General features: G+C 46.5%; 9 protein-coding genes. 1 reads left to right on the top strand and 8 read right to left on the bottom strand.

From position 1 onward, the window contains the following. Positions 1–359 precede the first annotated feature (359 nt). From VZ94_RS20590 to VZ94_RS20565, 8 genes are all read right to left on the bottom strand, one after another. Positions 360–647 carry a BrnA antitoxin family protein gene (locus VZ94_RS20590; protein WP_045780671.1) on the bottom strand — a complete coding sequence of 96 codons (288 nt, stop codon included), beginning with the start codon at positions 645–647 and terminating at the stop codon, positions 360–362. Beyond that, a complete protein-coding gene (locus VZ94_RS20585) occupies positions 631–915 on the bottom strand; it encodes a BrnT family toxin (protein WP_045780670.1) in 285 nt (94 codons plus the stop codon). The genes VZ94_RS20590 and VZ94_RS20585 overlap by 17 nt, the downstream gene beginning before the upstream one ends. 114 nt (positions 916–1,029) lie before the next feature. Next, positions 1,030–1,755 carry a DUF2130 domain-containing protein gene (locus VZ94_RS29845; RefSeq protein ID WP_239650119.1) on the bottom strand — a complete coding sequence of 242 codons (726 nt, stop codon included), beginning with the start codon at positions 1,753–1,755 and terminating at the stop codon, positions 1,030–1,032. 119 nt (positions 1,756–1,874) lie between these two features. After that, the gene (locus VZ94_RS29840) at positions 1,875–2,309 is read right to left on the bottom strand and encodes a hypothetical protein (protein ID WP_239650118.1); all 435 of its coding nucleotides are present in this window, start codon (positions 2,307–2,309) and stop codon (positions 1,875–1,877) included. Between the two features lie 129 nt (positions 2,310–2,438). Beyond that, the gene (locus tag VZ94_RS20575) at positions 2,439–3,878 is read right to left on the bottom strand and encodes a Dyp-type peroxidase (protein ID WP_204369235.1); all 1,440 of its coding nucleotides are present in this window, start codon (positions 3,876–3,878) and stop codon (positions 2,439–2,441) included. Beyond that, positions 3,820–4,002, bottom strand: a complete 183-nt coding sequence (locus VZ94_RS27410; protein ID WP_204369234.1) for a hypothetical protein — start codon at positions 4,000–4,002, stop codon at positions 3,820–3,822. Before VZ94_RS27410 ends, VZ94_RS20575 begins: the two co-directional genes overlap by 59 nt. Before the next feature lie 111 nt (positions 4,003–4,113). Then, positions 4,114–4,713, bottom strand: coding sequence for a hypothetical protein (locus VZ94_RS20570; protein ID WP_052700789.1), 600 nt, complete (start codon positions 4,711–4,713; stop codon positions 4,114–4,116). Further along, positions 4,703–5,143: a hypothetical protein gene (locus VZ94_RS20565; protein ID WP_204369233.1), complete on the bottom strand. Its 441-nt coding sequence runs from the start codon at positions 5,141–5,143 to the stop codon at positions 4,703–4,705. The genes VZ94_RS20570 and VZ94_RS20565 overlap by 11 nt, the downstream gene beginning before the upstream one ends. A gap of 797 nt (positions 5,144–5,940) precedes the next feature. On the opposite strand from VZ94_RS20565, the gene VZ94_RS20560 reads away from it, so the two are divergent. Further along, positions 5,941–6,717, top strand: a 777-nt coding sequence (locus tag VZ94_RS20560) for a TOBE domain-containing protein (protein WP_045780669.1), incomplete at its 3' end; no start/stop codon positions are given.

The following is a 6,717-nucleotide window of genomic DNA, read 5'->3' as shown; positions in this document are numbered from 1 at the left end:
CCGCCTGCTTTTTTCGGAGAGGCGGCCAYACAATTCTTGCATTTGTTCTTCAATTTCTTTTGAATAGGGTTCAATCATTTTCGGGCTTGGAAAGACTTATTTTGGGCTAAATTTATCTCAGCAATCGCATTATTGTCGAAATTAATTTATGCTCATTCCTAACTTTAAAATACGGTATAGAAAATAATAATACTGATAGTCAAATCCGATTGCTTTGTTGGCGGCAGTTGTGCGTTCAGTATATGTTTTTTGATTTCCCAAAATTCCCCCGCATTGTTGCCATTGAAAAAACTTGCCGTTCTTGTTTAGTGCAAAGGTTATGAGCGGGACGGAGATTCGCAAAACCATCCCAGCCCTAGCTACATACGCTTAATTTCTTCCTGCATAGCTTGCCGCAACAGTTCATTAATGCGCGTTTGATAACCCTTGCCCTGACTTTTGTACCAAGCGATTACATCAGCATCGATGCGCAAGGTCAGTTGCTGCTTGACGGGGCGATAAAATCGCCCTTGTTCGGCTTCACGCCATTGTTCCGGTGTGGTGGCAGGTATATCTGAATAGTCAATTTTCTCGTCTGGTATGGCGGCAAGGTTTGCTAGCTCTGCCTGTTCTTGAGCTGTTAACGGTTGGTTATTGGCCTTGTTCATAAATTCTCCGTTCGGTTTTATCGGCTTTTCGCGCCGAGATAATGCGTATTGTTTCTTCACCATTAGTATCGCTGACAGAATGGGCGACCAATAATAAGACGACATTATTGACTAGCCCCAAGGTTTGCCAGCGCAGTTCATCGTTTTCGATACGGTCTTGTCTGCTGATGTGCAAGGGGTCATCAAATACTCGTTGTGCAAGTTCAAAACTGATCCGATGTTTGCTTTGGTTAATGATGTTTTTGTTTTCATCCCAAAGAATAATCATTTTTTTCCTCTTTGTAACTACTATAGTGTAACTACATTAACTGGGTTGGCAAGCCAAAATGGTGTAACCAAAGGGCATAAAGGCAAAACAGCATTGCCCACCCTACAACTACAACTACAATTCCTCATCAACTCCCAAAACCTTCATCTCCAAGCCCTCAATTTCCTGCAACGATTTCCCCGCGATGCCCTGCAAATCGCCATACATGCCGACGGTGGCGTTCATCACCCGCTCGATTTGCGCTTCGCGTTTGGCCCATTGCTTTAGGATGGCTTTGCGTTCTTTGTCTAGGTCTTCTTGCATCGTGGAGAAGGCTTCGACGATGGCTTCGACGCGTTGTTTGAAGCGTGGGCCGGTGAGGTATTGGTAGACCAGTTCGGTTTTGCCGTGTTGGCCTTCGGCGGCGGTACGGGCGAGTGCGATTTGTTGCAAGGTGTGGCGTAGGATGGTGGCGACGGGCAAAGCGGCGCGGGGGCTTACGACCCAGATGCCGTCGATTTCTTCAAAGCTTTCCACGCCTTTGGGTAGGGCGTGACTGACCAGTACGGCAAGGTCGGCTTTGGCGTTGCGCTGGTCTTCCCGTAGCTTCACCAGCCAGCCGTCGCTCCAATTTTTGGTGCGCTTGCTTTCCCATAATAGCGTGCCGCTGATTTGTCCAGTTGGACTTATCACGCGTTGTAGGGCATCGCCGCCGTATTCGCCTTTGGCGACGGGTTCGATGCTGTCGAAAGGAAATTTGGCGCGCAGCATGGCTTCCAATTCCAGTTCTTGGACTTCGCCTTGCAGTTGTTGCGAGCCTTGTTCGGCTTTGCGTTTGAGTTCTTCGATTTTTTGCTGCATGGAGGCTATGGTTTGCTCGCGTTCCAGCACTTTTAGGTTAAGGCTGTCTTCAGCTTCGCGTTTGGCTTGGGCGCGGACTTCGGCGAGGCCGTCTTGGATGCGTTTGGCGACGGTTAATTCTAGTTCGCGCTTGGCATCGTCAAGTTCGCGTTGTTTTTGATGAGTTCGGCTTGGGCTTGTTGGGCTTCTGCAAGTTTGGCATCGCGCTCTTTTAACACGTCGTTCAGCTCTGCCAGTTCACGGGTTTTGCTGTCGAGTTCGTTGGCAGCAGCTTGTTTGGCTTTTTGGCTTTCTTCGCTGATGATGCGCTGGCGTTCGGTGTGCAGTTGCGCGGCGACTTGCTGGGCAATTTGCTCCTCTAGGCTGCGTTGAGCGGCTTGCAGTTGTTTTTGTTGTTCGCGTAGATCTTGTTCGCGCTGGGCAATGTCTTGGTCTTTTTGTGCCAGTTGTTGTTCAAATTGCTGGCGGGTGGCGGCAATCAGCGGAGCGGCTAGCGATTCTGTGAGGCGGATTTCAGTTGTGCATTTGGGGCAGAGGATAGTGGGTTCGGTCATATCGCAGTTCTTAGGTTGATGGGATTTGCGTAAGATCATACACCAGCTGCGGAGGGTTCTTTAAAAACCATCCTAACGAACGAATAGCCCATCGGTTGAACCGACTTGGATTCAACCGATGGTTTAAGCTTAGGTAGGATCAATCACGCCTTGCGCAATCATTTTTAACGCAGTGATGCTGGGTATAAAGAAATAATCGCCGCCGCGTGTTTCAACAAAGCGAGGGATTTTGGGTAAGATATACGGCGCTTGGTCGCTATCCGGCTCGACTTGTAATACGGCTTTGCTGGGGTATTGGTCGTCGGCGCTGTGGTTGCCTAGGATAATTTCTTTGTCGTTACCGGCTTTAAAGTCATTGCCATAGTTAATCCATTGCTGCTGCACGAATTCAAATTGCCGGTTGATGTCGGCGTTTACCATCATAATGATAATGCCGTGATTACCATCATCGCGGCTGCGGTCGGTGACTTGACCATAAGGCAGGCCACGGCGTAAAAGGCGACGACGATTAGACAATGCCCCTGGGGTGTCGAAAGCATCTTTGTTGACGGTCAGCGAGCCGGGTAGGCTACCTTCTGTCATTTGTAACGAGCTGCGCGGATTAATGCGGCGGATGTGGGCGCTAAACGGACATTTGCCACCACTCATGTCGTTGTCGTAATCAAAATTACTCAGTAATTGGTCTTTTTGCTGTTCACCAGCGGCATCGAATTCTACGTCAAAACTGGCTTTACTGGTCGCGTCCCACGCTTTGACTAACGGTGCGCCGTTATCGCGCCAACGTCCAACGAATTTTGCCGCTAATAATTCTTTTCCGCCTGGGTAAGTTTGGCCGTGTTGATCTAAATAGGCTTCAAACGTGCCGACATTTTCGTGTAGCTTACGGTACACCATATAGGTGCCGTTGCGCGCGAGTAATACCGGTTGCGGTGCCGGTGGGTATTCTCTGGCTTCGTCTATGTGGCCGAGTAAAAACTCACCGGTAGCTAATGGCGCCCAACTGCCGTCTTCTAAGACTTTACCGCGCCCGTTAACCCTATCGGCATCGTAAGGCACGCCTTCAAATACCGGGTCGCTAATACCATCGGTGTAACCGAAATGCTCTTTAGCCGTCGGTTTACCATTTTCAAACACGATTTTGGCATCTTGATAATCCATGAGCTGGTTATTGTCGCCTCTATGCCCACTGAGTAAGATGATGCTGTCTCGATATTGGTATTGTATGCCCATTAACCATTGATAGCTTTGCTCGAGCATATCTGGGCGTCGCGCGTTTAATGAGATGAAAATGTGTATATCTTTCTCACGTTGTTCACGATTACCTTGCCATATTGGATCCCATTGCTTAGGGTCGCTAGGACCGTCATCGCCTAAAATATCTTTGCGTTCTTTCATGCCGCTAATAAATTCCGGTGAGAAACCGACTAACGAGTCACGCGGAACGCCTAGCACTTTTAGCCCTTGATAGGTAAAGGCGATGTTAATGGTCCAATCGGGCTGCTTGACTTGGTTAGGGCCATCGCCCCATTCGGCGGCGGTGGTGACTTTTTTTGTTAATCTCAGCGACAAATTGGCGGCCTTTAGCACCATTTTTAACATTAAAAAACACATAGCGCGCAACGGGGTAGCCAAAGCGACCATACGCGCGAATGACATTGCCTTGTATGTCCAACAAATCTAATTGCTTGGTCATGGTGTTATTCTCCTAAACGATATTTACCGGCTGACCACGTGGGTTCGGCAAGATTGGTGGGTTGTACGCGGTTAATAAAGGCTTGAAAGTTAGCTCGTAATGTGGCGGCATCTAAGCTTGGTTAGCGCTGGCAAATTTGCTGAATTCTTGTTTTAAGTACAAAGCTTTCAGTTGTTCAGCTAAGGATTCGTCGTTTGAGCCTACAAAAAATAGTGCTGCGTCTAGCTGGCATTTTTTCATGTAAGTAATAAAACTGTCGGCATCGTTAACCTGGGCAAAGCCATAGCAATGCCCCCATATATCTCTAATAGGTTGTTCAATCGCGTTCCACATGCCGCGCAGATAGCCGTCTAAATCACCTGTTGGCCCACCGTAAAAGTTGCTGGAGAACACGAGGTATTGTGATTTTAAGTGATCTTCTTTAGGCAATTGGCTACGCCGAATAGCGCTAGAAAGAATGCTGAGCACGTCAGAAAATAGGCTGCGCAAATCAGCACCGGGTAAGGATTCAGTATAGACATCGTCTAAGACAAAGAAGCGGCATAAATACGTGTTGGGTACTAACGCCATAGGGCTGTTATGAGCAAAATTCCATTGTTGTAATTTATCGCGTACTAAGTCAGCGCACGATAATTCGTCTTGCGCCCGTTCGTTTTTGATAGGCGATAAAATGGTTAAGGCGTAGGCATTGCCGCTGATATTACTGGACATGGTTTTCTCCTGTTTTTAAATTGCGGTCATGCCATTTTTGTCGTTTTTCTACTTGCAGCGCTGACATGGTAACAATTGGGGTTGGATACATATCGCCTAGGTCATGTTGTAAGCCGCGTAGTAAGGTGCGGTATTCTTGCATGAATTGCTCGTCTGTTAGGTTTTGACTTTTGTCTTGAAATTGCAGTAACGCGCTTTTTACCGTTTTTGCACCTTTAATGTCATTAGAGGTCGCGAGCGGATACGCGTTGTAGTAATGAATAGTTTCAAGTTGGTTGTAATGAATGTAGTCGTGAAAAGGGGTTAACGCGACGGATTTGGGATAGCGTATATTCCATTTCCAGAATAAATCCAGCCCTCCGGGTATCGCGAATGTGAAGGAATCGACGTATTGATCCCAACTGCCGTTAAAATTACTGAAAAACAGCATGTAGGCGTAATGTAAGTCTTCTTTGGGCTGCTTAGGGTCTAAATGTGGAAATTGGTCTCTTTTTATAATGACCCAGCGGGCGTAGTGAATCAGTGATAAGGTTATTAAGCCTGATAAGGTGCTGGGTCTTTTTGACGGCTATCCAAAAAAATAATTTGTTAACCCAGGCTGTATACCAGCGAACCGGCGTGATTACATTCATCGCGTATGCTTTACCTGCGATATTTGACATATCCTCTACCTCTTATTGTTAGTTATAGAAAGCGTTGTGGATTAGTAACGTATGTGTTGTTGATAAGAAAGCGGCCTCCTTAGTGAGAGAACGTAGTTAAACAGTTAACGAATGCATGTGTTCAGTAGCTAACGCCGTTTATCCAATAAAATAAGTCAATAAGCGTTTGTGAGCGTTATAACTTAGCTTAGTTAAACGTGTTTAGCCTGATTCTAACTAAATAGTTTACTTGAAACTAAGTCATCACACTAATGCAACATACTTAAAAATCCAGAATTATGCGTTAACTAGGTTGCTAGTATTGAAAACACTGATGATGTTTGCTTTGGCTACCAAGGCAGAGCGAGAGCGACAGTACTTATCGATTGTCGCTATTTAGGTTACTATAGGGTTTGACGGCTAATCACTTTAGTAGGGACAGGGTATTCAGGATAAAGGACGCCGTAAATACATCCTTGTAGGCTTGTTGGCAGCATCCTGCTGCCAACACCTTCATCCTGAATACCCTGTCCCGCTTTACGTTGGTAGCCGGTTTGACTATTGAGTAACCAGGTTCAGAGGACTTATGTCTAAGCAAAACGCGACACCTAATGATGCAGCTCACCCAGTCGGTCTACTGCAAGGCCATATCAGCTTATTAGGTGGTTTAGGAGAGCGCTTATTTCGCTTGTTGGCGGCTGTTGACCATAGTGGTTCAATCAATCAAGCGGCTAAAGAGGTCGGATTAACGTATAAAGGCGCATGGGAAATGATAGAGCGCGCGAATAATTTAGCGCCAAATCTATTAGTCATGACGGTACAAGGCGGCCGTGCGGGTGGTGGCACTAAATTAACACCTGCCGGCAAATCATTATTACAACTGTTTAACGAGTTAAATGAGCAACATAGTGTGTATTTGGCTCAACTCAATCAACGTCTACTAGAACAACCCGACGTTGTTTTTCTATTTAGGAGACTTATTATGAAAGCAAGTGCGCGTAATCAATTTTTCGGTAAGGTTACTGAAGTGGTTATAGGTGTGGTGAATGCTACGGTTTCAGTGATGTTAAAAGGCGGTGAAACCATAGTGGCTTCAATGACAAAAGAATCCGTGCAATCCTTAGGTATTAAAGCCGGAATTGACGTCATTGCGTTGGTGAAAGCACCGCAAGTCATTATCGTGTCTGATTTTGGCGGTTATCGTTTATCAGCGCGCAATCAATTGACCGGCGTGATTAATCATATTCAAAAAGGCTCGGTGAATTCAGAAGTGGTGCTTGGCTTAACCGGTGGCAATACCATTATCGCTACCGTGACCAATGATAGTATCGAGAATTTGGGTTTAGTCGAGGGCGGCAGTGCA

The organism is Methylocucumis oryzae, assembly GCF_000963695.1.
Lineage (GTDB): Bacteria > Pseudomonadota > Gammaproteobacteria > Methylococcales > Methylomonadaceae > Methylovulum > Methylovulum oryzae.
This window is presented reverse-complemented; position numbering and strand designations above follow the sequence as displayed.

Bases quoted from the DNA above. Each gene is read 5' to 3' on its own strand.
- VZ94_RS20590 (WP_045780671.1), bottom strand. From the start codon at position 647: ATGAACAAGGCCAATAACCAACCGTTAACAGCTCAAGAACAGGCAGAG.
- VZ94_RS20585 (WP_045780670.1), bottom strand. From the start codon at position 915: ATGATTATTCTTTGGGATGAAAACAAAAACATCATTAACCAAAGCAAA.
- VZ94_RS29845 (WP_239650119.1), bottom strand. From the start codon at position 1,755: ATGCAGCAAAAAATCGAAGAACTCAAACGCAAAGCCGAACAAGGCTCG.
- VZ94_RS29840 (WP_239650118.1), bottom strand. From the start codon at position 2,309: ATGACCGAACCCACTATCCTCTGCCCCAAATGCACAACTGAAATCCGC.
- VZ94_RS27410 (WP_204369234.1), bottom strand. From the start codon at position 4,002: ATGACCAAGCAATTAGATTTGTTGGACATACAAGGCAATGTCATTCGC.
- VZ94_RS20570 (WP_052700789.1), bottom strand. From the start codon at position 4,713: ATGTCCAGTAATATCAGCGGCAATGCCTACGCCTTAACCATTTTATCG.
- VZ94_RS20565 (WP_204369233.1), bottom strand. From the start codon at position 5,143: ATGCTGTTTTTCAGTAATTTTAACGGCAGTTGGGATCAATACGTCGAT.